Below are 21,992 nucleotides of genomic sequence, written 5' to 3'. Positions count from 1 at the left end.
CTCAACTGAAGCGGGCTTTTTTTTGGCCTAATTTTCTGGCCGCTTCACCGCTCGTCTGGCATGTCGCCGCGCAATTCGGCCTCGATCTGGTCGATCGAAGGCAGGGTCGTCTCCAGCGATGCCGGAACTTCACGCAGCAGCTGATATTCGGCGACGCCCATCGGCTTCGCGACGCCGCGCAGCGCATATTCGGCGACCAGCCGGTTCTTCTCCTTGCACAGCAAAAGCCCGATCGTCGGCTGATCGTCGGGCGCCTTCAGTTGCGCATCGACAGCGGAGAGGTAGAAATTGAGCTGGCCGGCGTATTCGGGCTTGAACGGCGTCGTCTTCAGTTCGACCACCACGTAGCAGCGCAGCTTCAGGTGATAGAACAGCAGATCGATGAAGAACTCGTCGCCGCCCACATCCAGCCGATACTGCCGTCCGACGAACGCGAAGCCTGCGCCCAGCTCCAGCAGAAAGCGTGTGATGTGCTGGGTGAGCGCCTGTTCGATATCGCGTTCCTGCGCGTTTTCGGCGAGTCCGAGGAAATCGAAGATGTATGGATCCTTGAGCGCGTCGCGCGCCAGATCGGATTGCGGCGGCGGCAGGCGCTCGTCGAAATTGGTGATCGCGCTGCCGCTGCGCGTGTGCGCGGCGGTTTCGATCTGCATCACGAGAATCTGGCGCGACCAGCCGTGCTCCAGCGCCTTCGCCGCGTACCAGCTTCGATCGTCCTGATTCTTGAGCTTATCGAGCAGCGTGCAGAGATGGAACCACGGCAATTGTGCAGCAGGCTGCTGCACGAATGCCTCGTCCGGCCACGCCTGCGCGAGCGCGCGCATGTATTTCAGATTGCGCGGTGAAAAGCCGCGCATGTCGGGAAACGCCGATTTCAGATCGCGCGCGAGCTGATCGATGACGCCCGCGCCCCAGCCCTGTCGCCGCTGACGATCGAGAATATCGCGGCCGATCTGCCAATACAGCGTGACGAGCTCCCGGTTCGCGCTGGCCGCCGCCCGCTGGCGCGCGCGCTCGACACGTAGTTTCAGTTCGGCGAGCCAGCGCCGGTAATCGTCGTCCCAGACGTTGGGAAGATTGGCGGTCATGCGGTTCCTGGTTCGACGCCGGTTGTCGTGGAACCGTCATTATCGGCGGATTCTGCTGCTGCGTCGGTTGGTCTCCTGACGCGCCCGTGGCGCCTGGCTTGGGGTTATCTTCCCAGGCTCTTCGGCCTCGATGCTTTATGTTGTCCACAGAAACTGGGCACAAGCCTGTGGATATCGTTTCAGATTTTGCTGCAACGCATTGATTCGACAACACTTACTTCCGCCGCCCAACGACGCGCCCCGCGCGCGCCGCCGTCGTCGTCGTCAGTCGGCATTCGGCATGCACGACGCGAGCACCGCGTCGAAGCGATTCATCTCGATGCTGAAAATCGATTGGGGCGCGGTGGCGTTCAGTTCGTCCGCGGGGGATGTCGGCAGCGCCATCGCAATGGTGGCCGTCGCGAGCAGCGCAACGACAACCGACAGGAACCAGGAAAGAACGATCATCGCCAACCTCGTCAAGTAAAACTCTCTGAATCGGCGCGCGTGAACGTCAGCGCGTGATGTGAAGAGTACGGCTGCGCGGCGCTTCGCACAGCCCTACGGACGGGGGGACGTGAAGGAGGGTAACTACGGACGCAGCAGTGGCGACGCCGTCGTCGATACGCCTTGCGCGAGCGCCGCGGCTTCCTGCGCCTCGAGCGCGCGGACGAAGCCTTCGCGTTCGCGCAGACGCCGCCAGTATTCCGCGATCGATGGCGCGAAGTGCGCGCTCTGCCCCAGCAATTCCGCGAGCATCAGCGCGTAGCCGACCGAAATGTCCGCCGCCGTGAAACGCCCCGCGCACAGATACGGCTGCGCGTCGAGCAGCGGCGCGAGCGTGCGCAGACGCGCGTGGAACCAGCGCGCGTAATCCTCGACGATCTGCGGCTGCAGCCGCTCCGGCGGCTCCAGATGCGCGTAGCGAAGCACGAGCGTCTGCGGAAACGTGAGCGTCGCTTCGCCGAAATGCACGAAGTTGAGATAACGGCCGAAATCGGCCTCGTGCGGCGCGACATCGAGCGCGCCCGGCGAATAGCGCGCCGCCAGATACTGGCAGATCGCCGACGATTCGGTCATGAAAAGCGCGTCGTCCGCATCGTCGGTGAGCGCCGGAATCGTGCCGAGCGGATTCACGTCCTTGAAACCGCGCGCGAACACGCGCGGCGGAAACGGCAGCATCTTCAGTTCATACGGCACGCCGATTTCTTCCAGCGCCCACAGCGGCCGGAACGAGCGCGCGCTCACGCAGTGATGCAGCGTAATCACGTCGATTCCTCCGGTGCTTCAAACGAGCCAGGACGGCTTGCGCTTCTCGAGGAAGCTGCGCACGCCTTCGCGCCCTTCGTCCGATGCGCGGATGCGCGCGATGCGCTCCGCCGTCTCGCCGATCGACGATTCGTCGATCTCCTTGCCCGCGAAATCCGCGACGAGCTTCTTGCATTCGCGCACGGCGTTCGGACTGTTCGCGGCGATGCTCGCGGCGATCGCTTCGACGCGCGCATCGAGCTGATCGGCGGCGACGGCTTCGTGCACGAAACCGAGACGCAGCGCTTCGGCGGCATCGAAGCGCTCGGCCGTCACGAAATAGCGATGCGCCGCGCGCGCGCCCATCGCGCGGACCACGTACGGCGCGATCGTCGCGGGCATCAGGCCGAGCTTCGCTTCGGAGAGACAGAAGTGCGCCGTGTCCGCCGCGACCGCGATATCGCACACGGCGACGAGTCCCATGCCGCCCGCGTAGGCGTCGCCCTGCACGCGCGCGATGACCGGCTTCGAGCAGGCGTAAATCGTGTTGAGCATGGTGGCGAGACCGAGCGCATCGGCGCGATTTTCCGCTTCCGAATAGCCCGCCATGCGCTTCATCCAGTTGAGATCGGCGCCCGCGCAGAATGCCGGACCGTTCGCGGCAAGCACGATAACGCGCACGTTGGCGTCGTCGTCGAGCGCGCGGAAGGCGGCGGTCAGCTCGACGATGGTCGCGTCGTCGAAGGCGTTGCGCACGTCGGGGCGATCGAGCGTCACGCGCGCGACGTGGCCTTCGATGCCGAGCTTCAGGCGTTGCAGATTCGCTGCGTCGGTCATGCTTCGTCTCCTGCGCGCTCGAATTGAGCGCGGCTCAGTTTATCGTGGCTGGCAATTTACCTTTCGGCGATCAGTGTCATCGAAAAACGCGAAAACGGTCAACTCATATATTTGAGTGTCACTCACAATGAGTCCATCAAACAATCATCCGACGAGTCGCGCCGAAACCCATGCACCGACGCAATATACTCGTATATATTACGGTGCTCGCCGGACCCTACGGCCACACGCTCGCGGCCTCCAACGCGCCGCCTGAAGTCGTTCCATAAGCAGAATTTCAACTCGGTTCAAGGAGCTTTACGTGATGACTCGTATTCTGCGCGCTTTGCTTTGCGCGTTCGTTCCGCTCGCTGCGGGCATTGCTTCGGCATCCGCGCTGGCCGGCGAAGTGCAGGTCGCGGTCGCGGCCAACTTCACGGCGCCCGTGCAGGCGATCGCCGCCGACTTCGAGAAAGACACCGGCAACAAGGTCGTCGCATCGTTCGGCGCGACGGGTCAGTTCTACGCGCAGATCAAGAACGGCGCGCCGTTCGAAGTGTTCCTCGCCGCCGACGACGCCACGCCCGCCAAGCTCGACAGCGAAGGCGCGACCGTTCCCGGCAGCCGCTTCACCTACGCGACGGGCGCGCTCGCGCTGTGGTCCGCGAAAGACGGCTACGTCGACGATAAAGGCGACGTGCTGAAGAAGAACGCGTTCAAGCACATCGCGATCGCGAACCCGAAGGCCGCGCCGTACGGTCTCGCCGGCTATCAGACGCTCGACAAGCTCGGCCTCGCAGCAGAAATCAAGCCCAAGGTCGTCGAAGGCCAGAACATTTCACAGACGCAGCAGTTCGTCGCGACCGGCAACGCGGAGCTCGGCTTCGTCGCGCTGTCGCAGATCTACAAGAACGGCAAGGTCACGAGCGGCTCGGCGTGGATCGTGCCGGCGAACCTGCACGAGCCAATCAAGCAGGACGCGGTTATCCTGAACAAGGGCAAGGACAATCCGGTCGCGAAGCAGTTCATCGAGTACCTGAAGGGTCCGAAGGCCGCCGAAGTCATCAAGTCCTACGGTTATCAACTCTAATTTCGCCGATGCCGCTCGATAGCGCCGATCTCCAGGCTATTACGCTGACGCTCGAACTCGCGTCGCTGACAACGGTGCTCCTGCTCGTCGTCGGCACGCCGATCGCGTGGTGGCTCACGCATACGCGTTCGAAACTGAAGGGCGTCGTCGGCGCGGTGGTGGCGCTGCCGCTCGTGCTGCCGCCGACGGTCATCGGCTTCTATCTGCTCGTGCTGATGGGGCCGAACGGTTATGTCGGCAAGATCACGCAGGCGCTCGGTATCGGCTTGCTGCCGTTCACGTTCACGGGGCTCGTCGTCGGCTCGGTGATCTATTCGATGCCGTTCGTCGTGCAGCCGCTGCAGAATGCGTTCGAAGCGATCGGGCGCCGTCCGCTCGAAGCCGCCGCGACATTGCGCGCCGGTCCGTGGGACACGTTTCTCACGGTGGCGCTGCCGCTCGCGCGGCCGGGCATCGTCACGGCGACGATTCTCGGCTTCGCACATACCGTCGGCGAATTCGGCGTCGTGCTGATGATCGGCGGCAATATTCCGGGGCGCACGCGCGTCGTGTCCGTGCAGATCTTCGATCACGTCGAGGCGCTCGAATACGCGCAGGCGCACTGGCTCGCGGGCGGCATGGTGATATTCTCGTTCGTCGTTCTTCTGCTGCTCTACTCTGGCCGACGTTCCGTCACGGCTCATGTCTGAACTCACTTATCAACGCGTGATGCTCGACCGCGCGCATACCCGTTCCGACGAAGCCATCGAAGCGCGCTTTCTCGTCGAGCACGAGGGTTTCGCCTTCGATATCGATCTCGCGCTGCCCGGTCGCGGCGTCACCGCGATCTTCGGCCATTCCGGCTCCGGAAAAACCACGCTGCTGCGCTGTCTCGCGGGACTCGCGCGGCCGCGCGCCGGGCGGCTCGTCGTCAACGGCGAAGTCTGGCTCGACACCGAGCGCCGCATTTTTCTGCCGACGCACAAGCGCCCGCTCGGCTACGTCTTTCAGGAAGCGAGCCTCTTTCCGCACTTGAGCGTGAAGAAGAATCTGCGCTTCGGGCTGGAGCGCGTGAAACCGGCAGAGCGGCGCGTGGATTTGTCGCAGGCGGCGGAATTGCTCGGCATCACGCATCTGCTGGAGCGCATGCCGGCCGGATTGTCAGGCGGCGAACGGCAACGCGTGGGCATCGCGCGGGCGCTCTTGACGAGTCCGCGTCTGCTTTTGCTCGATGAACCGCTCGCGTCGCTCGATCAAAAACGCAAGCAGGAAATCCTGCCGTATCTCGAACGCCTGCACGATGAACTCGACATTCCCGTGATCTACGTGAGCCACGCACCCGAAGAAGTCGCGCGCCTCGCGGATCATCTCGTGCTGCTCGAAGGCGGCCGTGCGCTTGCGAGCGGGCCGATCGCCGATACGCTCGCGCGGCTCGATCTGCCGCTCGCAATGGCCGACGACGCATCGGTCGTGTTCGAGGGAATCGTCGACGGATACGACAGCAAGTACGGCCTGCTCACGCTCGCGCTGCCGGGCTCGCGCGCGAAGCTCGCCGTCGTGCATACGCCTTTGTCCTGCGGCAAGACGATGCGCGTCGCCATCAAGGCGCGCGACGTGAGTCTCGTCACCGGCACGCACGAGCACGAGCGCAGCAGCGTGCTGAACGTGCTGCCCGCGACGGTGATCGGCATCGCGAAGGACGCCCATCCGTCGCAAGCCGTGGTGCGGCTCGACGTCGACGGCTCGCCGCTGCTGGCGCGCGTCACGCGTTATTCGCTGGACCGGCTAGGCATCGTCGAAGGCATGCGCCTGTGGGCGCAGGTGAAGACGGTGTCGCTACTCGCCTGAACGCGCCGCGAGCGCGGCGTATTGCAGCAGCATGATCGTCTTGCCGTCCATGATTTCGCCGCGCTCGATCATCTGCATGGCGGTTTGCAGCGGGACTTCGATCGTCTCGATTTCCTCGCCCTCTTCCTCTACGCCGCCGCCGTCCGAAACGCGCATCGAGCTGTCGTAATCGCCGACGTAGAAATAGAGCTTCTCCGTGACCGATCCCGGGCTCATGAACGCCTCGAAGATCTTCTCGACGCGATGCACGCGATAACCCGTTTCCTCCTCGACTTCCGCGCGAATGCGCTTTTCGGGCGTGGCGTCGTCGAGCAGGCCGCCGGGCGACTCGATCAGCATGCCGTCGTGTCCGTTGACGAACGCGGGCATGCGGAACTGGCGCGTCAGCAGCACGTTGCCGGTCTTGCGATCGCGCAGCAGAATCGTCGCGCCGTTGCCGCGATCGTAGGTTTCGCGGCTCTGACGCTGCCAGACGCCATCGCGGCGCTGAAAATCGAAAGTCACTTTTCTGAGGACGTACCAGTCGTCCGACAGCACTTCGGTTTTGAGGATGCGGACGCGCTCGCTCGTTTCCATCGGTTCACCCGTTCGACAAGTTGTTGAACTCATGGTAGCGTGCAGTTTCGTGCAATATCAAGAAATTTCGTGCAAACAATGTTGACCAGTCAGCGCAAGAAAGCGATTCTCGATGCCCTCAAACGCGACGGCCAGGTGCTCGCCGCCGAACTGAGCGCGCGCTTCGGCATTTCCGAGGACACGGTGCGGCGCGATCTGCGCGAACTCGCGGCCGAAGGGCTGCTGCAACGCGTGCACGGCGGCGCGCTGCCTGCTTCGCCCGCGATCGCGCCGTTCGCGCGGCGCGAGGACATGGAATCGGAGGCGAAGCGGCGCATCGCGAAGAAAGCGGCGGACATGATCGCGCCGGGGCAGATCGCGATCATCGACGGCGGCACGACGTCCGCGCTGCTCGTGCGTCAGTTGCCGGCGAATCTGTCCGCGACGATCGTCACGCATAGTCCGAGCGTCGCCGTGGCGCTGGCGGAGCACGCTTCGGTCGACGTCGTGCTGATCGGCGGCAAGCTCTACAAGCATTCGATCGTCACGGTCGGGGCCGCTGCCGTCGAAGCCATGTCGCACATTCACGCCGATCTCTATTTCATGGGCGTCACCGGCGTACATCCGACGGCCGGCCTCACCACCGGCGATTTCGAGGAAGCGCACGTCAAGCGCGCGCTCGCGGCGCGCGCGGCGGAAACCGTCGTGCTGGCGTCGGCGGCGAAGCTCAACGCGGCTTCGGCCTACAGGATCGGCGGGATCGATCTGGCTCAGACGGTCATCGTCGAGGAAACCGCCGACGCGAAGCTCGTCGAACCGATCGAACGCGCCGGAATCACCGTGCTGCGCGCATGAATTCACGACACTTTGTTACCGGGTAACGCGCCGAAAAATACGCGCCGTTCCGCGTAATTGAAATTCTCCGGCAAAGGGAATAGCGTTCGAGGATGCGCTATGTCAGGTCAACTGCGGAGGTCGGATTTCCGTTAGTGCCATCGACATCGCAAACATTTTTTCTGGAGAAGGACGTGAATCGCCTGAAGGCTTTTATCGCGCTATCGCTGATCGCGAGCGCGGGCGTGACCGCCAACGCGTACGCCTGGGCGCGCGTCGGCGTGTGGGTCGGCGGACCCGTGTATTACCCGTATCCCGTCGCGCCGGCGCCGTATTACTACTATCCGCCGCCGCCCGTCGTCGTTCAGCCTGCCGCGCCGGTTCAATACGTCGAGCAGGGTCAGCCCGCCGCCGATCCGGGCGCGCCCGCGCAGCAGCCAGGCATGTGGTACTACTGCGACTCCGCGAAGGCCTATTACCCGTACGTGAAGCAATGCGCCAACGCATGGCGTCCGGTTCCGGCGACGCCGCCGCCATCGAACTGATGCTGTTCGGCACTTTGAAAACCGATAACCAAGCGAATTCGCAAGAATCCATGAACTACTCGAGGCTTGGCCTTTTACTGGCGGCAATCGGCGTGACGGGCCTTTCGGCCTGCACCGTGATGCCTACCGGCCCCAGCGTGATGGCGCTACCCGGCAGCACCAAAACGTTCGACCAGTTCCGCGCCGATGACAACTCCTGCCGCCAGTTTGCCCTTCAGCAGGTCGGCGGCGTGGACGCCAATCAGGCGGCGACCAACAGCGCGGTCGGCAGCGCGGTCGTCGGCACCGCGCTCGGCGCGGCGGCGGGCGCGGCCTTCGGCGGCGGATCGGGAGCGGCCATCGGCGCGGGCGCGGGCCTTCTGACCGGCAGCGCGTTCGGCGTCGGGGCATCGCAGGCATCGGGCTACAACGTGCAGCAGCGCTACGACTACGCGTATCTGCAATGCATGTACGCCGCCGGCGACAAAGTGCCGGTACGCGGCTCGACCCGCATGGTCCAGCCGTCCGGCGGCGCGTATTCCACCACGCCTCCGCCGCCTCCGCCGCCGCCGGGCTGGCAGCCGCCGCCCGGAACTTACTGACAGACTGAGTCAATGCCGCACGCGCCGGTCATCGCCGCCGGCGGCGAGCGGCGCATCGGGCACGAACGACGGCGCCACGAGCAAGCCCGTCACCCAGCCGATATAAAACCGCAAGTCGCTCCAGAACTCCGATCGCTCATACACGCGAAACGCCTGTACGTGCGCGAGCCATAGCGCGAGTTGCAGCGCGCCCGTCAGCACGAGCCAGGCGAGCGCGATCACGCCGGTCGCGCGGGCGCAGCGCCTGAAGGTGAACGCATCCCACTGTTCCCGCACGATGAGACATCCCGCGATCAGCACGGCTATCGTGGGAATCGCGCTGGTCACGAGCACATGCGCGCTCCAGCCGAATATCACGCCGACCAGCAAACCGACGATGATCGACAGCGCCGCAATCGGCCACGCGATCCACGACGGCGCGCGCGCGGCCATCCACGCAATCGTGATGAAAAACGGCGTAATCGCCCATTGCAGCGCCTGCGCCACGGCTTTCACGAGGTTCTCGCTTGCCTGCTCGTTGGCGTGACTCGCTGCGACATACACGGTGATCGCCTCGTGCACGCAGACGGCGACGATCGCAAAGCTCAACGCCTCGCACGCGGCGAAAGCGGGAGATTTCTCGGCGGGCTCGTGCGCGTCGGACAGACCGCGCAAGCGCTCCAGCACCGGCTCGACGAAGAACGCGAGAATCGCGCCGATCAGGAGCGCGGCGGCGGCATCGGTCAGCGAAAAATGGCCGAAGAGCGAAAACAGCCCTTGCCACAGAAATTCGGGCGCGGCCGCGCACACGGCCACCCAAAGCGCGAAGAAGAACCCGTTCGAAGCACTTCTGAGCGGCATGGCCACCTCGATGCGTTTTTATTGTTCCGGCGGCGACGCATCCTTCACGCGCTCGATCAATGTCGCGCGCACGCGCTCGCGCAGGTCGGCGGGCATCGAAAAGCATTCGTAGGCGAGCGCCTGCGCAACGGTCACGATCCGCAGTTCTTCGTAGCGGCGTCCGCTTTCGATCATCGCTTCGAAGGCGTTGGCGCGCTCGTTGATTTCGATCGGATCGGCATCGACGAGCAGGACGGCGTGGGCAAGCACCGCATAGAGCGGCTGGGCCTTGTCGTCGTGCGGCACGCGCCGCCAGTACTGCGCGGTGCCCGCGATCTTGCGGGCGTCGTCGCCGGGGCCCCAGGCGAGATTGAAGCGGCCGTCGCAGAAAGAACCTTCGACCGCCTGCCAGTGCGTCAGCACGCCGAGCGAGCTGAGGGCATCGGCGAGAATCCGGCACAGATGCACGTAGACGGTTTCGGACAGCGCGCCCATCGGCGCGCGCACCGGATACGCGAGGCTCAGATTGAGCACGCCCGGACCCTGCGGAACGAGACCGCCGCCGGACAGACGCAGCCACACGGGACAGCCGCGCGCAGCAAAAGCCTCGCGCGCGTCGGCGAGCGCCGCGTAACGCTGATAGCTGCGCGGCACGACGAGCGATGCAGGCGCGTCCCAGACATGCGCGACGGCATCGCCCGCGGCCGCGCGCGCGAGGAGCGCTTCTTCGGCTTGCAGCGGATCGTGCGGATCGCCGGAAAGCGCGGCGGGATCGATCAGTTGGAAGGGCATGGCATCGAAGGAATGACGCGCCGACGCAGACGCGATCCCGACATGGTAGTCAAGAACGCGCGGGCGCGCCGCGACGGTGTCCTGCTCCGCCGCGGCGCGCGCCGGACGATCAGCCGCCCTTGCCTACGTGCTCCTTCAACAACGCGTTGACTTCGTTGGCCTTCTCCATCTGACTCATGTGCCCGGCGTCGTCGAACACGCGAACGGTCGCGCCTTCCGGTGCATGCTTCGCGTGCGCGGCGGGAATGATCTGGTCCTTTTCGCCCCAGATCACGAGCACCGGCTTGCCCGACGCAGCCAGCTTGCCGCCCGGCAGCGCGCTCTGCTTTCCGCCCGCGAACAAGCCGCCGTTGAGCGATGTCAGCGCGTCGCTGACGCCGTCGAGCCGCTTGTACTTCAGGAGATCGTCGAGCATCTGGCGGCTGACGAGTTCGGGATTCGCGAACAGCAGTTCGACCACCGGTTTCAGCTCGCGACGCGATTCGGCCGTGACGAAGCCTTCGGTGTACGCATTGTTCACTTCATCGCCGAAGCCGGCAGGCGAAATGAGCGACACGGACTGCACGCGCGACGGCTGGTCGACGGCCATCTGCGCCGCGATGCCGCCGCCCATCGAATGGCCGACGAGATGCGCCGCTTCCAGACCCACGGCGTCCATGAACTTGCCGACGAACGCGGCCAGCGCTGCCAGAGACGTTCCAGGCACTTTAGGCGTCGATTGTCCGTGGCCCGGCAGATCCAGCGCGAATACGCGGTTCCTTTCGGCGAGCGCATCGAGATTGAACAGCCAGTTGTCGAGATCGCCGCCGAAGCCGTGGATGAACAACACCGCGGGCCGGCTCGCATCGTCGCCGCCGCGCGAGGCGTAGCGCACGCGGATGCCATCGACATCGACGAAGTGATACGCCGCCGCTTCCTCGCCCGCTTCCTCATCTTCGGCGGGCGTGACGTAGGACGAAACGTACGCGTCGATATCGGCGTCGCTCACGTCGGACGGCGCGAGCACGCCGAGCAGCGCCTTGACCGGCAGCGTATCGCCCGCCGACGCGACCCGCCGACGCAGCAAACCCGCGTCGGGCGCTTCGACGGCGTTGGCGATCTTGTCGGTTTCGACATCGAGAATCGGCATGCCGACGGTAATCTCCGTGCCCTCCTCCACGAGCCATTCGTTGACCGTGCCTTCCTTCATCGACAAGCCCCATTTGGGCATCACGATCGGTGTGATTGCGGCCATCAGTGCTTTCCTCCCTTCATGGTTTTTCGTGCGGCGTCGGCGATCTGCGCGGCGCTCGGTATGTAAAGATCTTCGAGCGTCGGCGAGAACGGCACCGGCGTATGCGGTGCGCAGACCATCTGGATGCCCGCTTTCAGCGCGCCGAACGCCTGCTGCGCGACCTGCGCGGAAATATCCGTGGCGATATTGCAGCGTGGGTTCGCCTCATCGACGACGACGAGCCTGCCCGTGTTCTCGACCGTCTCCAGCACCGTATCGAGATCGAGCGGCGACAGCGTGCGCAGATCGACGACTTCCGCTTCGATGCCTTCCTTCGCGAGCGTCGCGGCGGCCTCCAGCGCGCGATGCACCATCAAGCCGTACGTGACGATCGACACGTCCTTGCCGTCGCGCACGACGTTCGCTTCGCCGAACGGAATCGCATACGAGTTCTCGGGCACTTCGCCTTCGAAGCCGTAGAGATTCTTGTGCTCGCAGAAAATGACCGGATCGTTGTCGCGGATCGCCTGAATCAGCAATCCCTTCGTGTCGTAGGGCGTCGACGGGCACACGACCTTCAGCCCCGGAATGTGCGTGAACAGCGAGGTCAGCATCTGGCTATGCTGCGCGGCCGCGCGAAAGCCCGCGCCGACCATCGCGCGGATCACGACGGGCGTTTCCGCCTTGCCGCCGAACATGTAGCGGAATTTCGCCGCCTGATTGAAGATCTGGTCGAAACACACGCCCATGAAGTCGATGAACATCAGCTCCGCGACCGGACGCATGCCGCACGCCGCCGCGCCGATCGCCGCGCCCACGTATGCCGATTCCGAGAGCGGCGTATCCAGAAGGCGATCGCCGTGCTTCGCGTACAGACCTTTGGTGACGCCGAGCACGCCGCCCCACGCGTCTTTCTCGCCGTCCGCGCCTGCGCCGCCGACGATGTCCTCACCCAGCACGATCACACTCGGATCGCGCGTCATTTCCTGATCGATGGCTTCGTTGATCGCCATCTTCATGCTCAGTTTGCGGGCCATGGTGTTTGTCTCCTCGAATCAATATTTGACGTAGACATCGGTGAGCAGATCGGCGGCGGTCGGCAAAGGCGCGTCCTTCGCTTCCTGCACCGCGCGGTCGATCAGCGCGGCGACCTCCTTGTCGATCGCGTCGAGTTCTCCCGGGGAGATCACGTCGGCTTGCGTGACGGCGGCCGCGAACTTCTTCAGGCAATCCTTGTTCGAGCGGATATCGTCGATTTCGCCGGGCGCGCGGTACGTCTGCGCGTCGCCTTCGAAGTGACCGTAGAAGCGGATCATCTTGCATTCGAGCAGCGCCGGCCCGCCGCCTTCGCGCGCGCGTTTGATGACCTCGCCCGCCGCTTCGTACACCGCGAAGAAATCGGTGCCGTCGACGGTCACGCCCGGAATGCCGAAGCCCGCCGCGCGATCGACGTAGCTATCGACGGCCGTGCCGTAGTCACGCGCGGTCGATTCGGCATAGCCGTTGTTCTCGATCACGAAGATCACCGGCAGGTTCCACACGGCCGCGAGATTCAGGCTTTCGAGAAACGTGCCCTGGTTCGACGCGCCATCGCCCGCGAACGTGATGCCGACTTCGCCCTTGCCGCGAAACTTCGCCGCGAGCGCCGCGCCGCAGATCAGCGGCGCGCCCGCGCCGAGAATGCCGTTCGCGCCCATCATCCCTTTCGACAGATCGGCGATATGCATCGAGCCGCCCTTGCCGTTGCACGAGCCGCCTTTCTTGCCGTAGATCTCCTTCATCATCGCGACCGGATCGACGCCTTTCGCGATGCAGTGTCCATGTCCACGATGCGTGCTCGCGATGCGGTCGCCATCGTTCAGATGCGTCATGATGCCGACGCCCGCCGCCTCCTCGCCCGCGTACAGGTGCACGAAGCCGGGAATGTCCCCGCGTCCGAAATCGACGTGCAGGCGCTCTTCGAAATCGCGGATCGTGCGCATCTTGCGATACGCGCTCAGCAGTTCGTCCTTGGAGAGCGGCAAGCCGCCCGCATGTTGCGTCGCTGTCATCTCTGTCTCCTTTGATGTCTTCCGTGGGTTGGCCTAGCGGGTGTGGCTGCTGGACTGACGCATCAGCCCGGACGCCGCCGCGTAACGCATGCACGCGGCGACATCGATGCTGCGAAAAGCGCTTTCCCTGAGCGTGACGCTCACTTCGTCGCCGGGTCCGAAGGCGAGCTCGCGTTCGCCGTCGAGCGCGACGATGCCGCTCTTCTGCTTCACGCGATGCGGCACGCCGTCGGCGAGGCGCGTCCAGTTCGCGATCGGCACGGGTTCGACGAGGCCGGGCGCGATCGGCGCGTGCAGTTCGAATTCGCAGTCGCCTGGTCTGCCGAGCTCGATCGCGAGTCCGCCCTTGTCGTGCCGCCCGAGCGGTTCGAGCAGACCGGCGATCGCCGACATGCCGATCGCCTGCGGATCGGCGTAAGAGACGTAGACGGCGGCGAGCGTGTCGATCTTCCACAGCGCCCGCGCGCCGATGAAATGCTCGTGCGAAATCACGGCATCGACGAGCGCGATGTCGCGGCGCACGCTGCCTTTCGCATCGCGAATTTCGATGTCGAGCAACTTGTTCGACGCGAGCGCTTGGCGCGCGGGGACGCGGCCCGTTGCGTAGAGCCCCGTCGCAAGTCCGGAGATGGTCGGCTCCCGCATTTCCGGATAGGCGTTGTTCGTGCCCGTCGACAAGCCTGCGATCGGCACCTGGCCGCACTCGCGCACGACCGCGCGATGCGTGCCGTCGCCGCCGAGCACGATGAGCGCATCGGCGCCGGCGTCGCGCATCATGCGCGCGGCGCGAAACGTGTCGTCGACGCGCGCGGTCACGGGCATGTCGAGGAATTCGACGTGAGCGAGCGCGGCGTCCGGACCTTGCTTGCGCGAAAGATGCCGTTGGAGCATGACCTTGAGACCTTCGCGGTCCGGCATCATCAGCACGCGCGAAGCGCCGCACGACGCGAGCGACGACAGCAGCCGCAACACGATATTCACGCGATCCGCGAGCTGCAGGCTGTTCGCATTCGCGATGACGCGCCGGATGTCCCGCGCCGAAACAGGATTGGCAATGATGCCGACGAGCGGCGCCGCGCTGTCACGCATGCCAGTGTCTCCGTTGTGTGTTTTGTGCGGCGGATAAAGGCAAGCGCCATGCCAATCTGAAGACGGCTTTCGCGCGCGAAAAAGCGAGGGATTACCCGCGGAAATCGGGCGCTTTGGAGGGTGTACGGGGCGCCGCCGTGACAGGTGTCACAGCGGCAGGTGTATCGGCGGGAGTACAGGCGTATCGCGCGTTAGTGACCCGCGTCGCGCTGATTCGGCGACTTGATGCCGTAGCGCGCCATGCGCCGGTAAAGCGTCATGCGGCTCACGCCGATCTGCCGCGCGACCGCGCTCAGATTCCAGCTCGCCGCGCGCAGATACTGCATCAGCAGCATGCCTTCGGGCGGCAGCCGATGCGGATCGAAATCCTCGACGACGGCGCGCGCCGGCTCGGCTTCGACTGGCGTCGGCGCGCCGTCGAATCCTTCCGGCAGATCATCGACATCGATCGAACCGTTCGCGCACACCGCGCGCGCATAGCGCAGCACGTTGCAAAGCTCGCGCAGATTGCCCGGCCACTCATGCCGATGCAGCCGTTCACGCGCCGCCGGCGTCAGCGTGACCGCGCCTTCGAGCAGCTTGTCGACGAGCCAGTCGAGATCGCTTCGTTCGCGCAGCGGCGGCAGCGTGAAACGCGCGCCGTTCAGGCGATAGTAGAGATCCTCGCGGAAGCGTCCGTCGTGCATGAGCGCGTCGAGCGAATGATGGGTGGCGGAAATCACGCGCACATCGACCGATACGGGCCGCGACGCGCCGATCGCGAGCACTTCGCCTTCGGCCAGTACGCGCAGCAGCCGCGATTGCAACTCGCGCGGCATGTCGCCGATTTCATCGAGAAAGAGCGTGCCGCCGTCCGCTTCCTGAATGAGCCCGCGCTTGCCTTTCGCGCCCGCGCCCGAAAAGCTGTTCGGCAGATGCCCGAACAATTCGCTTTCGATGAGCGTCTCCGGAATCGCCGCGCAATTCACCGCGACGAACGGCCCCGCGCGCCGCGCGCTCGCGCGATGCAGCGCCTTCGCGAAAAACTCCTTGCCGCTGCCGGTTTCGCCATTGACGAGCAGGTTGATCGGCGAATCGACGAGCTTCGCGGCGCGTTCCAGTTGACGCCTGAGCGCGGCATCGCCACCGCACAGCGCGGCGAGCGGCGCGGGCACTTCCACGCTGCGCGCCGCAGTCGCGTTGGTCGACGGCGTGACGCACGGCGCGGGCGGCATCACGCTCAGATAAAGCAGCGCGCCGGATTTTGCGAGCGGCACCGCGCGCAATTCGCTCGGGCGCGAATAGACGAAGCGGCCCAGCTCTTCGATGCGCGCGTCGAAAAGCGTATCGAACGGCACGCCGATCAGCGACGTCGCCCTTTCTCCCGGCGCGACCGGACGGCCGATTTCGGCGGCGAGCATCGTATGCGCGCGGCGATTGTGTCCGACGATGCGTCCGCTCGCATCGAGCGCGATCAGATATTCGGGGTTCACATCGACGAATTCCGGCGCGGTGTTCAGCTTCAGAATCCAGTCCTGCCGATGCGTGCGCAGAAAATTCGCGTTCTCGATGTGCCCCGCGTAAATCCGCACGAGTTGCAGCGCGAGATTCTGGCTGTCTCGCGCTTGCGGCGACACGAGCGCGGAAATGTCCAGGACCGCGGAAAGCGCGCCGCGCGAATCGTAGAGCGGCGCGGCGGTGCACGTTAGCGGAATGTGCGTGGCGTCGAAATGATCGATCTGATGGACGGTGAGCGCCTGCCCCGTCGTGAGCGCGGTGCCGACCGCGCAGGTGCCCGCGCCCGCTTCGCTCCACTCCGCGCCGAGATAGAGACCCGCGCGGCGCAGCGAGGAATCGGTGTTCGCATCGCCGATGTAATCGACGGTCACGCCGAGCGCATCGGTGAGCAGCACGACATAACCCATGCCCGCGACCTGCTCGTACAAGGCTTCGAGACCGTGACGCGCGATGCGCGCGAAGTCGTCGATGCGCTGCTGATGCTCGCGCAGGCGCGTCTGCGGCAGGATGCGCGCTTCCTGCATGCGCGACGGATCGAGTCCGTACTGATGCACGCAACGCCGCCATGAAGACTGAATGATGCCGTCGTGCGCTCGCGCCGTACCGAGCGCGTCCGCCCGCGTGGTCGCCGCGACGACTGCCTCGATGTGCTCGCGTTGCCGCATGTCCATCGTGCTCTCCTTGGCGTTCTCGTGCCGCCCGCACGCGGAATTCACCGATTCGCACGAGCGTGTCTCAGGCCATATGATGCTCGAATCGGCAGAACGCGTCATGCGGCGATAGCGCTGCGCCGCAACATAAACGGCCGCTGATACATCGGCGCATCAGAACGAAAATCAGGAGACAGCGGATGGCGAAGATCGCTTACGAAGACTTCGAGCGACAGATCGTGCAGCATCACCTCATCAAGGGCAACGTGTACGAGAACGGCGCGGCGCTCGTCGAGCGCGCGAACAGGTGGATTGCGGAGAACGACGTCGACGTGCTGAACGTCGAGAGCCTCTCGACGTTCGGCGCCGGCGACGATACCAGCGTGAGCCATTGGTACTCGGGCATTCGCGTCTGGTATCGGATCGCGTAGAAGAAGAATCAGCCGCGGCCGACGAACGGCATCTTGGTGGCCATCACGGTGTGGAACAGCACGTTGGCTTCGAGCGGCAGGTTCGCCATGTAGAGCACCGACTGGCCGACGATCTTCACGTCCATCATCGGTTCGATGGCGATCTCGCCGTTCGCTTGCGGCACGCCCTTCGACATGCGCTCCGACAGCTCGGTGAAAGCATTGCCGACATCGATCTGACCGACCGCGATGTCGTACTTGCGGCCATCGAGCGATGCGGTCTTCGTGAGACCTTGCACCGCGTGCTTCGTCGCCGTGTAGGCCGCCGAATTGGGGCGCGGCGCGCTCGCGGAAATCGAACCGTTATTGATGATGCGGCCGCCCATCGGCGTTTGCGCCTTCATCGTGCGGAATGCTTGCTGCAGGCAATAGAACATGCCGTTCAGATTGATATCGACGACGTTCTTCCATTGCTCGGGCGTCCAGTCCTCGAACGGTCCCGGCGGATTCGTCACGCCAGCGTTGTTGAACAGCAGATCGACGCGGCCGAAGCGCTCGACCGCCGCCTTGAAGAGCTTCTCGACCGATTGCGGATCGGAGACGTCGGTCGGCACGGCGAGCGCGCGCTCCGCTGCATTCGATTCGCCGATCACCGCGTCGAGCGGCGCGGGACGTCTTCCGGCAAGCACGACCGACCAGCCGTCGCCGAGCAAGGCCAGCGCCGCCGCACGGCCGATCCCGCTTCCCGCTCCGGTGACGATGGCGATTCGTTGAGACTGCTTGGCTGCGTCAGACATGTCGGCGTTCTCCTGTTGTCGGGCGCGCGACACTTTGCGCGCGCTTTTGGGGAGAACATTATCGACGATGATTCAGCGATTCCGCGACGCTTCCGTCGTAACGGCGCCGGCCGTCGTCTTGCTCGCGCCGCTGCCGTCGCAGAAGACGGCGGTCATCATCATCGGCACGACCTGTTTGACGACCGCCGTGCTGCCCGATTCGCGCACCTTCGCCTCGACCGTTTCCGACGCGGCGAGCACCACGACGCCATACGCGGAATCGTTGATCGGCTGGCCGCTACCGCGCTTGAACATCTCGTCGCCGTGCTCGTAGCCCAGCACGGCATACACGCGAAAGCCGTAAGCGGTGAGCTCGCTTCCCTGGGTCGGCTTGAACGCGTTGACCGAATTCGCCTCGACGCGCATGGGGCGCGCGTCGATGGATTTATCGGCGACGAGCGGTGCGATGAAGTTGTGCGCGCTGGACTTGCAGTCGAGCTGGCTTTCGAGAGACGTGGCGGTGCACAGGCTGGGCAGCAGTCCCCCGACCACGGCAGCGATTGCGGTAAGCGTTGCGAGAGGAGCGGTTTTCATGGCAGCGTAACCAACGGTTCGTAAGGCCGGCACGGATTCCCGGGCACCCGTGCCGATGCAATAACCGAGCCAGTGGACCGGCCCGCACGTCGCGTTCGCGCTGCACATTCCCGCAAGGGCTTGGTTTCTTCGTTGTTCGTTGACTTCTTGACCTTCGCGCTGCGCGCAATCCTCGTATCGATGCTGCGATTCCTACAATCGCTTTTGTAGTCGAGGCAAGAACAGATTCCGCGTTTCGACATACGTCGTCTGTACGAGATCCCTCAATCTTTTCCTGTCGATGCGGCGAGCGGATGACAGCGCGCGCGATGGTGTCTTCGACGCAGGAAAGCCGCGAAATCGTTATATTCGGCGCTTCGACCTTCGAGGACTCTAAATGACCGCGCTTGCCGATTTCCCCATCACCCGCAAATGGCCCGCTCAGCATCCCGAGCGCATTCAGCTCTATTCGCTGCCGACGCCCAATGGCGTGAAAGTCTCGATCATGCTCGAGGAAACCGGCCTGCCTTACGAGCCGCATCTCGTGCGCTTCGACAAGAACGATCAGATGTCGGACGAGTTCCTGTCGCTCAATCCGAACAACAAAATTCCCGCGATCATCGATCCGGACGGACCCAACGGCGAGCCGATGCCGCTCTTCGAATCCGGTGCGATTCTTGTCTATCTCGCGGCGAAGAGCGGCCAGTTGATGCCCGACGATGTGGCGAAGCGCTACGAAACGCTGCAATGGCTGATGTTCCAGATGGGCGGCGTCGGCCCGATGTTCGGGCAGGTCGGCTTCTTTCACAAGTTCGCGGGCAAGGATTACGAGGATAAGCGTCCGCGTGCGCGCTACGTCGCCGAATCGAAGCGGCTTCTTGGTGTCCTCGACAAGCGGCTCGAAGGTCGCGACTGGATCATGGGCGACGAGTACAGCATCGCGGATATCTCCACGTTTCCGTGGGTGCGCAATCTGATCGGCTTTTACGAAGCGCGCGAGCTGGTGGATTTTCACGAGTTCAAGAACGTCGAGCGCGTGCTCGACGCGTTTCTCGCGCGGCCTGCGGTGAAGCGCGGACTGGAGATTCCGAAGCGCGATTGATTGCGGGGCATCGGTCGCTTTCGTTGGGAACGCGCACGCAAAGGTTTGCGGCGCGTGACCGCGGCGCTTGTCACACAAACGTCGTCGACGATCGGTAGATTGCGCTCTCCATAAAAGTCCGATGATTGGCCGCTGCGCGCCTCGGACTTCTCCGCGCACGTTTCTCTTCTACCGAACATGTCAAAGTTCACCGTCAAGGCGCGCCTCGCGATCGTCACGGGCGCGGTCGCCGCCGTGCTCGTCGCGGTCGGCAGCGTCGGATTATTCGGCGTCCAGCAAGGCAATGCCGCGCTACGCCACGTCTTCGAAGGGCGCGTGCAAGCGCTGCAGACCATTTCCACGATCGACGAACTCATCACGCAAAGCCAGTTCGCGATCAGCGACGCCGTGCTCGATCCATCGGCGCAAAAGACGCAAGCCGTGGTCGCATCGACGCAGCAGCGCGTCGCAAATATCGATGCCCTGCTCGGCCGCTATCTGCGCTATCCGCTCGATTCGACCGAAGCGCCGCTCGCAAAGCGCCTCGCCGCCGACTGGGCGACACTGCGCGACAAAGGCTTTCGTCCGTCGACGGATCTGCTCGCCGCCAACAATTTGGCCGAAGCACAGTGGATCGTCACGCAGCAGATCGAGCCGCAAGCGAAGCGCGTCAAGAAGGAAAGCACCGATCTGCGCGCGTTTCAGCTCACCGCCGCACAGCAGGAATACGACGACGCGCAACGCGTGAGCCGCATCGTGCAATGGAGCGTGGGCGCGTGCATCGGGGCGGGCGTGGCGCTCGTCGGCTGGCTCTGCTTTTCGTTGGCGCGCTCGCTCATGCGCCAGCTCGGCGGCGAACCGGAACTCGCGGCAAGCGTGGCGCGGCGCGTCTCGCAAGGCGATCTGCTGACCGATGTGCCCGTCGCGCGCGGCGACACGGAAAGCGTGATGTACGCGATGAGCCTGATGCGCAGCCAGCTCGCGTCGATGGTCGGCGACATCAAGCGCTCGACGCAGACCATCGGCGTCGCGGCGGCGGACATCACCGAGGGCAACCACGCACTGTCCGCGCGCACCGAGGAACATGCGGCGAGCTTGCAGCAGACGTCGGCGAGCATGGAGCAGATCGCATCCACCGTTCGCGCGAACGCCGAGCACGCGAATCGCGCGCGCGAGTTGGCGAGGGAAGCGTCTGGGCGCGCGAAAGATGGCGAACGCGCCGTCGCCGATGCAATCGCGCGCATGACGGATTTGTCGTCGCGTTCGGCGCAGATCGGGCAGATTACGAGCGTGATCGAATCCATCGCGTTTCAGACGAATCTGCTCGCGCTGAACGCGGCGGTCGAAGCGGCGCGAGCCGGGTCGCTCGGACGTGGCTTTGCTGTCGTCGCCGAGGAAGTTCGCGCGCTCGCGCGACGCTCGTCGGCCGCGGCGAAGGAAATCTCGCAATTGACCCGCGAAGTGAACGCGCACGTCGAATCGAGCGGCTCGACGGTCATGCGCGCGGGCACGACGCTCGCCGATCTGCTCGCTTCCGTCGACGCCGTGTCGATGCTCGTCGAAGCGATCGCGACGGCTTCGCGCGAGCAAAGCAGCGGCATCGACGAAGTGAACGACGCGGTATCGCAGATGGATCGTTTGATGCAGAAGAATGCCGCCCTCGTGAACGAAGCGGCGACGGCCGCGCACGCGCTCGACGCGCAGGCGCGCGAACTCGGGCAAACCGTCCAGGCATTCCGGGTTTAGGCGTTTTTTGACGCGGCCGGCGCGAATTTTTTTACCGGTTCAGAATGGGAGACGAAGCAACGCGCGAATTTCGTACGCCGGGTCAAATGCGTTACGCATCAACACGTTGGCCCGGCGATGCTCAGGATATCCACAATCTTGCCCACCGATTCTGTGGACAAGCATTCGTCCGTTCCAGCCGTCACGAGTTCGCCGAACGCATGATTTGTCAATGCGAATCTGACGATGGTGACGCCAATGGATGCCCTCCTCTACCCTTCTCGACGCCGCGCCCGGCGCCTTTCGCTAGCTGCGGCTGCCGGCATGATCTGCATGGCGGCTCACGCGCAAACGCAATGCCCCGGCTACGTCGAAACCGACGCCGGCAGCGCGTTCGATATCGCGTCGATGATTCGCGACGCCGGCTCGCCGCAATCCGCGCTCGACAAGCTGCGTAACGCGGTGGCGAAAGTGAACGCCGGCGGCGGATGCTCGATCTTTCGCGACCGCCTCGCCTGCGAGGAAACGCTCACGCTCGCAAACAAGGCGATCGTCGCGTTGCAGGCGTGCGCGTCGTCAAGGATGCCTAAAGGCACGACGCACGGCTGATGTCATCGCGCAAATAAAAAAGCGGGGGGCGCCCCTTTTTGGGGGCCGCCGCGGAGAGTTTGCCCGCACCACACACCACGCGGCCCCCCCCATAATCGATACACCGAAAGACCCCCCCAGTCGGCGGGGCGCGGCGGCATGTTG

The 21,992-nt window shown here is 64.5% G+C and carries 24 protein-coding genes; 10 read left to right on the top strand and 14 right to left on the bottom strand.

Annotation, left to right across the window (positions count from 1 at the left end):
- Window positions 1-44: 44 nt before the first annotated feature.
- The 4 genes from NCS03_RS23690 to NCS03_RS23675 form a co-directional block, all read right to left on the bottom strand.
- The gene (locus tag NCS03_RS23690; protein ID WP_008347183.1) at window positions 45-1,088 is read right to left on the bottom strand and encodes a PDDEXK nuclease domain-containing protein; all 1,044 of its coding nucleotides are present in this window, start codon (window positions 1,086-1,088) and stop codon (window positions 45-47) included.
- Window positions 1,089-1,352: 264 nt separating this feature from the next.
- Window positions 1,353-1,535, bottom strand: a complete 183-nt coding sequence (locus tag NCS03_RS23685; protein WP_250503436.1) for a hypothetical protein — start codon at window positions 1,533-1,535, stop codon at window positions 1,353-1,355.
- Window positions 1,536-1,658: 123 nt separating this feature from the next.
- Complete coding sequence (locus tag NCS03_RS23680; protein ID WP_008347180.1) at window positions 1,659-2,336, bottom strand: glutathione S-transferase family protein; 678 nt, start codon at window positions 2,334-2,336, stop codon at window positions 1,659-1,661.
- Window positions 2,337-2,354: 18 nt separating this feature from the next.
- Window positions 2,355-3,152 (bottom strand): enoyl-CoA hydratase/isomerase family protein, encoded by a 798-nt coding sequence (locus tag NCS03_RS23675; protein ID WP_250441190.1) that lies wholly within the window; start codon window positions 3,150-3,152, stop codon window positions 2,355-2,357.
- A gap of 304 nt (window positions 3,153-3,456) precedes the next feature.
- Between NCS03_RS23675 and modA the strand changes: the two genes are divergently transcribed.
- Genes modA through modC form a run of 3 tightly spaced genes read left to right on the top strand, consistent with a single transcriptional unit; the run spans window position 3,457 to window position 6,048 of the window.
- A complete protein-coding gene (gene modA / locus NCS03_RS23670) occupies window positions 3,457-4,221 on the top strand; it encodes a molybdate ABC transporter substrate-binding protein (protein ID WP_008347177.1) in 765 nt (254 codons plus the stop codon).
- 8 nt (window positions 4,222-4,229) lie between these two features.
- Complete coding sequence (gene modB, locus NCS03_RS23665; protein WP_175982081.1) at window positions 4,230-4,910, top strand: molybdate ABC transporter permease subunit; 681 nt, start codon at window positions 4,230-4,232, stop codon at window positions 4,908-4,910.
- Window positions 4,911-4,929: 19 nt separating this feature from the next.
- On the top strand, window positions 4,930-6,048 hold the full coding sequence (gene modC / locus NCS03_RS23660; RefSeq protein ID WP_250530054.1) for a molybdenum ABC transporter ATP-binding protein: 1,119 nt from the start codon (window positions 4,930-4,932) through the stop codon (window positions 6,046-6,048).
- On the opposite strand, the gene NCS03_RS23655 is transcribed toward modC, so the two are convergent.
- A complete protein-coding gene (locus NCS03_RS23655; protein ID WP_250529916.1) occupies window positions 6,037-6,624 on the bottom strand; it encodes an NUDIX domain-containing protein in 588 nt (195 codons plus the stop codon). The two genes, modC and NCS03_RS23655, sit on opposite strands and share 12 nt — an antisense overlap.
- Before the next feature lie 78 nt (window positions 6,625-6,702).
- Here NCS03_RS23655 and NCS03_RS23650 point away from each other — a divergent pair, with 78 nt between their 5' ends.
- From NCS03_RS23650 to NCS03_RS23640, 3 genes are all read left to right on the top strand, one after another.
- Window positions 6,703-7,458, top strand: coding sequence for a DeoR/GlpR family DNA-binding transcription regulator (locus NCS03_RS23650; RefSeq protein ID WP_008347169.1), 756 nt, complete (start codon window positions 6,703-6,705; stop codon window positions 7,456-7,458).
- Between the two features lie 173 nt (window positions 7,459-7,631).
- Window positions 7,632-7,982 carry a hypothetical protein gene (locus tag NCS03_RS23645; protein ID WP_033535906.1) on the top strand — a complete coding sequence of 117 codons (351 nt, stop codon included), beginning with the start codon at window positions 7,632-7,634 and terminating at the stop codon, window positions 7,980-7,982.
- Window positions 7,983-8,032: 50 nt separating this feature from the next.
- Complete coding sequence (locus NCS03_RS23640) at window positions 8,033-8,563, top strand: YMGG-like glycine zipper-containing protein (RefSeq protein ID WP_033535907.1); 531 nt, start codon at window positions 8,033-8,035, stop codon at window positions 8,561-8,563.
- Between the two features lie 9 nt (window positions 8,564-8,572).
- Here the strand turns inward: NCS03_RS23640 and NCS03_RS23635 are convergent, their stop codons facing one another.
- From NCS03_RS23635 to NCS03_RS23605, 7 genes are all read right to left on the bottom strand, one after another.
- The gene (locus NCS03_RS23635) at window positions 8,573-9,403 is read right to left on the bottom strand and encodes a hypothetical protein (RefSeq protein WP_250458097.1); all 831 of its coding nucleotides are present in this window, start codon (window positions 9,401-9,403) and stop codon (window positions 8,573-8,575) included.
- An 18-nt stretch (window positions 9,404-9,421) separates the two neighbouring features.
- On the bottom strand, window positions 9,422-10,174 hold the full coding sequence (locus tag NCS03_RS23630; RefSeq protein WP_008347161.1) for a lipoyl protein ligase domain-containing protein: 753 nt from the start codon (window positions 10,172-10,174) through the stop codon (window positions 9,422-9,424).
- A 109-nt stretch (window positions 10,175-10,283) separates the two neighbouring features.
- Window positions 10,284-11,408 (bottom strand): acetoin dehydrogenase dihydrolipoyllysine-residue acetyltransferase subunit, encoded by a 1,125-nt coding sequence (locus NCS03_RS23625; RefSeq protein ID WP_008347159.1) that lies wholly within the window; start codon window positions 11,406-11,408, stop codon window positions 10,284-10,286.
- The gene (locus NCS03_RS23620; RefSeq protein WP_008347157.1) at window positions 11,408-12,424 is read right to left on the bottom strand and encodes an alpha-ketoacid dehydrogenase subunit beta; all 1,017 of its coding nucleotides are present in this window, start codon (window positions 12,422-12,424) and stop codon (window positions 11,408-11,410) included. The genes NCS03_RS23625 and NCS03_RS23620 overlap by 1 nt, the downstream gene beginning before the upstream one ends.
- An 18-nt stretch (window positions 12,425-12,442) precedes the next feature.
- Window positions 12,443-13,438, bottom strand: a complete 996-nt coding sequence (locus NCS03_RS23615; protein WP_008347155.1) for a thiamine pyrophosphate-dependent dehydrogenase E1 component subunit alpha — start codon at window positions 13,436-13,438, stop codon at window positions 12,443-12,445.
- Window positions 13,439-13,471: 33 nt separating this feature from the next.
- Window positions 13,472-14,527, bottom strand: a complete 1,056-nt coding sequence (locus tag NCS03_RS23610) for an ATP-NAD kinase family protein (RefSeq protein WP_250529915.1) — start codon at window positions 14,525-14,527, stop codon at window positions 13,472-13,474.
- A 191-nt stretch (window positions 14,528-14,718) separates the two neighbouring features.
- Window positions 14,719-16,695, bottom strand: coding sequence for a sigma-54-dependent Fis family transcriptional regulator (locus NCS03_RS23605; RefSeq protein WP_250529914.1), 1,977 nt, complete (start codon window positions 16,693-16,695; stop codon window positions 14,719-14,721).
- Window positions 16,696-16,874: 179 nt separating this feature from the next.
- Here NCS03_RS23605 and NCS03_RS23600 point away from each other — a divergent pair, with 179 nt between their 5' ends.
- Window positions 16,875-17,105: a hypothetical protein gene (locus NCS03_RS23600; RefSeq protein ID WP_008347150.1), complete on the top strand. Its 231-nt coding sequence runs from the start codon at window positions 16,875-16,877 to the stop codon at window positions 17,103-17,105.
- A gap of 8 nt (window positions 17,106-17,113) precedes the next feature.
- On the opposite strand, the gene NCS03_RS23595 is transcribed toward NCS03_RS23600, so the two are convergent.
- Window positions 17,114-17,881, bottom strand: a complete 768-nt coding sequence (locus tag NCS03_RS23595) for an SDR family oxidoreductase (protein ID WP_250441195.1) — start codon at window positions 17,879-17,881, stop codon at window positions 17,114-17,116.
- Between the two features lie 72 nt (window positions 17,882-17,953).
- Window positions 17,954-18,454 (bottom strand): hypothetical protein, encoded by a 501-nt coding sequence (locus NCS03_RS23590; protein WP_250529913.1) that lies wholly within the window; start codon window positions 18,452-18,454, stop codon window positions 17,954-17,956.
- A 376-nt stretch (window positions 18,455-18,830) separates the two neighbouring features.
- Here NCS03_RS23590 and NCS03_RS23585 point away from each other — a divergent pair, with 376 nt between their 5' ends.
- The 3 genes from NCS03_RS23585 (at window position 18,831) to NCS03_RS23575 (ending at window position 21,848) form a co-directional block, all read left to right on the top strand.
- A complete protein-coding gene (locus NCS03_RS23585; RefSeq protein ID WP_008347144.1) occupies window positions 18,831-19,535 on the top strand; it encodes a glutathione S-transferase N-terminal domain-containing protein in 705 nt (234 codons plus the stop codon).
- A 177-nt stretch (window positions 19,536-19,712) separates the two neighbouring features.
- A complete protein-coding gene (locus NCS03_RS23580) occupies window positions 19,713-21,260 on the top strand; it encodes a methyl-accepting chemotaxis protein (RefSeq protein WP_250529912.1) in 1,548 nt (515 codons plus the stop codon).
- 303 nt (window positions 21,261-21,563) lie between these two features.
- Complete coding sequence (locus tag NCS03_RS23575) at window positions 21,564-21,848, top strand: hypothetical protein (protein WP_250529911.1); 285 nt, start codon at window positions 21,564-21,566, stop codon at window positions 21,846-21,848.
- The last annotated feature ends 144 nt before the right edge of the window (window positions 21,849-21,992 follow it).

The organism is Caballeronia sp. ATUFL_F1_KS4A, assembly GCF_023630905.1.
GTDB classification, from domain to species: domain Bacteria; phylum Pseudomonadota; class Gammaproteobacteria; order Burkholderiales; family Burkholderiaceae; genus Caballeronia; species Caballeronia zhejiangensis.
The sequence above is the reverse complement of the archived record's forward strand: the minus strand, read 5'-3'. Positions and strand labels throughout refer to the sequence as shown.

Bases quoted from the DNA above. Each gene is read 5' to 3' on its own strand.
- NCS03_RS23690 (WP_008347183.1), bottom strand. From the start codon at position 1,088: ATGACCGCCAATCTTCCCAACGTCTGGGACGACGATTACCGGCGCTGG.
- NCS03_RS23685 (WP_250503436.1), bottom strand. From the start codon at position 1,535: ATGATCGTTCTTTCCTGGTTCCTGTCGGTTGTCGTTGCGCTGCTCGCG.
- NCS03_RS23675 (WP_250441190.1), bottom strand. From the start codon at position 3,152: ATGACCGACGCAGCGAATCTGCAACGCCTGAAGCTCGGCATCGAAGGC.
- modA (WP_008347177.1), top strand. From the start codon at position 3,457: ATGACTCGTATTCTGCGCGCTTTGCTTTGCGCGTTCGTTCCGCTCGCT.
- modB (WP_175982081.1), top strand. From the start codon at position 4,230: ATGCCGCTCGATAGCGCCGATCTCCAGGCTATTACGCTGACGCTCGAA.
- modC (WP_250530054.1), top strand. From the start codon at position 4,930: ATGCTCGACCGCGCGCATACCCGTTCCGACGAAGCCATCGAAGCGCGC.
- NCS03_RS23655 (WP_250529916.1), bottom strand. From the start codon at position 6,624: ATGGAAACGAGCGAGCGCGTCCGCATCCTCAAAACCGAAGTGCTGTCG.
- NCS03_RS23650 (WP_008347169.1), top strand. From the start codon at position 6,703: ATGTTGACCAGTCAGCGCAAGAAAGCGATTCTCGATGCCCTCAAACGC.
- NCS03_RS23640 (WP_033535907.1), top strand. From the start codon at position 8,033: ATGAACTACTCGAGGCTTGGCCTTTTACTGGCGGCAATCGGCGTGACG.
- NCS03_RS23635 (WP_250458097.1), bottom strand. From the start codon at position 9,403: ATGCCGCTCAGAAGTGCTTCGAACGGGTTCTTCTTCGCGCTTTGGGTG.
- NCS03_RS23630 (WP_008347161.1), bottom strand. From the start codon at position 10,174: ATGCCCTTCCAACTGATCGATCCCGCCGCGCTTTCCGGCGATCCGCAC.
- NCS03_RS23625 (WP_008347159.1), bottom strand. From the start codon at position 11,408: ATGGCCGCAATCACACCGATCGTGATGCCCAAATGGGGCTTGTCGATG.
- NCS03_RS23620 (WP_008347157.1), bottom strand. From the start codon at position 12,424: ATGGCCCGCAAACTGAGCATGAAGATGGCGATCAACGAAGCCATCGAT.
- NCS03_RS23615 (WP_008347155.1), bottom strand. From the start codon at position 13,438: ATGACAGCGACGCAACATGCGGGCGGCTTGCCGCTCTCCAAGGACGAA.
- NCS03_RS23610 (WP_250529915.1), bottom strand. From the start codon at position 14,527: ATGCGTGACAGCGCGGCGCCGCTCGTCGGCATCATTGCCAATCCTGTT.
- NCS03_RS23605 (WP_250529914.1), bottom strand. From the start codon at position 16,695: ATGGACATGCGGCAACGCGAGCACATCGAGGCAGTCGTCGCGGCGACC.
- NCS03_RS23600 (WP_008347150.1), top strand. From the start codon at position 16,875: ATGGCGAAGATCGCTTACGAAGACTTCGAGCGACAGATCGTGCAGCAT.
- NCS03_RS23595 (WP_250441195.1), bottom strand. From the start codon at position 17,881: ATGTCTGACGCAGCCAAGCAGTCTCAACGAATCGCCATCGTCACCGGA.
- NCS03_RS23590 (WP_250529913.1), bottom strand. From the start codon at position 18,454: ATGAAAACCGCTCCTCTCGCAACGCTTACCGCAATCGCTGCCGTGGTC.
- NCS03_RS23585 (WP_008347144.1), top strand. From the start codon at position 18,831: ATGACCGCGCTTGCCGATTTCCCCATCACCCGCAAATGGCCCGCTCAG.
- NCS03_RS23580 (WP_250529912.1), top strand. From the start codon at position 19,713: ATGTCAAAGTTCACCGTCAAGGCGCGCCTCGCGATCGTCACGGGCGCG.
- NCS03_RS23575 (WP_250529911.1), top strand. From the start codon at position 21,564: ATGATCTGCATGGCGGCTCACGCGCAAACGCAATGCCCCGGCTACGTC.